1 protein-coding gene and 2 pseudogenes are annotated in these 1777 nt (G+C 54.2%); 2 read left to right on the top strand and 1 reads right to left on the bottom strand.

The features are described from left to right. Positions 1 to 668, bottom strand: a pseudogene (locus ACOSYY_RS04220) (preprotein translocase subunit SecA); the annotation flags it as partial. Between the two features lie 227 nt (positions 669 to 895). Between ACOSYY_RS04220 and ACOSYY_RS04215 the strand changes: the two are divergent. Both ACOSYY_RS04215 and ACOSYY_RS04210 read left to right on the top strand, forming a co-directional pair. After that, entirely contained in the window at positions 896 to 1204 is a 309-nt protein-coding gene (locus ACOSYY_RS04215) for a hypothetical protein (protein WP_421661020.1), read from the top strand. 148 nt (positions 1205 to 1352) lie between these two features. Continuing rightward, positions 1353 to 1777: pseudogene (locus tag ACOSYY_RS04210) on the top strand (hypothetical protein); the annotation flags it as partial.

Raw genomic sequence — 1777 nt, 5'->3', positions numbered from 1 at the left:
TTCAACTCGCGCTGAACGCATTGATTCAAGTCGGTGACGACCAGGTTGTCGCGAAGATAATCGAACCCATATTCGTTGTTGGTGCCGTAGGTAATGTCGGCGCGATAGGCCTCGGGTCTTGTGCAGGGACGAAGGTGTTGCAGCCGCTTATCGGACGCATCATAGGTCGGGTCATAGATGAACGACGCATCGTGCTGAATGATTCCCGTGGAGAGGCCTAATGCGTGGTAGAGCTGCGCCATCCACTGGGCGTCACGCTTGGCGAGATAATCGTTGACGGTGACGAGATGGGCGCCTTTGCCTTCGAGCGCGTTCAGATAGATGGGAAGCGTCGCCACCAAGGTCTTCCCTTCGCCGGTTTTCATTTCGGCGATGCGGCCACGGTGGAGAATCATGCCGCCGATCAGTTGCACGTCAAAATGCCGCATGTTGAGCTTGCGGCGCGACATTTCCCTGCACACGGCAAACGCTTCCGGCAAGATGTCGTCTAGTGTCTGGCCGGCTTCAAGCCGTTTCCTGAAGTCTTGAGTTTTGTCGGCAAGGGCTTGATCGGAGAGAGGTGTGAGCCCGGACTCCAAGGCGTTGATTTGCTCCACGATCGGTCGCAGAGTCTTGATTTCGCGGTCGTTTTTGCTGCCGAAGATCAGATTGAGTACTTGTGTAACCATAAGAAAGGCATTCGTCGTTCTGTAAATGAGTTTGATGTCGAAATAATCCGCACAGTATACAGGATCTTTCCATTGAATCCTACTTGAACCTCGGGCGGCCTCAGAGTGGCTTGACAGAAGTTGTTCAGCTCACCTAAGATCAATCACGTTTGTAACATCATTAATAGAATAGTAGGAGCCCAGTTGAGGCTCACTCTCCTCATCTCATTCAGAAGAGAGAGCGTTCGATGAGTTACGCTTTCCGGAAGTTCCTTTCAATCTCACTCGTACTCTGCATCCTTGCCATCGGCGGTTTGGCCCAAGCTCAGGCCGCTGAGCACGCCGGACACCATGCTCAGCATCAAGCAGCGACACACGGGACACTGCTCTGTTCATGGATGTGTGCCGCCGGAACAGTGATGGATAGCGCGGTCGTTCAACTGGAGGTTGAGCGCAGCCCCATCGCTTTGCTTTCCGCTCCTAAATTTCGGAACCTCGCGATTGAAGCGTCCTCTATCTCTGCCAACCGCGGTCCCCCATCATCCTACTCACTGTAAACTTCGTTTCCAGCATCTTCACTGTATCATCGCGAAGCGTCCGTAGGGGTTCCACCTAGAGTGGGCCAACAATGCTCGTTAGGAATGAGAGTCTCACCCATTGCGGGGATTTGCAGGACAGTTTGTCCAAATTCGAAAGGCAGAAAACATGACATCTGCGGATGAACAGCAATTCTTTCTCCCGGCCTGGGGCATCTCGCTGACTTTGCATGGAGCGGTCGTCGGCCTCGCGCTCGCGTTTACCATACAGGTTAAGCCCATTTTGCAAGAGGATGTATTCAAGTGGAACGTGGCGTTAGTGGAGGCGGTGAAGTCTGAATCCCTGCCTGAACAAGTCCAATCGGTCGTGACGCCGGAACAACCACCGTCGAGGGCCACGCTTCCGACACGGCCGAAACGAGTGCCGGAGACATATCAGGCGGTGAAACCGTTGGAACGGAAAGTCGAACCGTCTCCACCAGCGATCGAACCGGTACAACCAGTCGAGCAAAAGGTCGAGCCTCCTCAGCCTCGTGAAGAGCCGATCGAACAGCGTACCGTCGAAGTGGCTGAGCCAAAGCCTGAACCGGTCGC

The organism is Nitrospira sp. BLG_2, from assembly GCF_049222245.1.
The sequence above is the reverse complement of the archived record's forward strand: the minus strand, read 5'-3'. Positions and strand labels throughout refer to the sequence as shown.

Excerpts from the sequence above, each read along its gene's own strand:
- ACOSYY_RS04215 (WP_421661020.1), top strand. The coding sequence starts at position 896 with ATGAGTTACGCTTTCCGGAAGTTCCTTTCAATCTCACTCGTACTCTGC.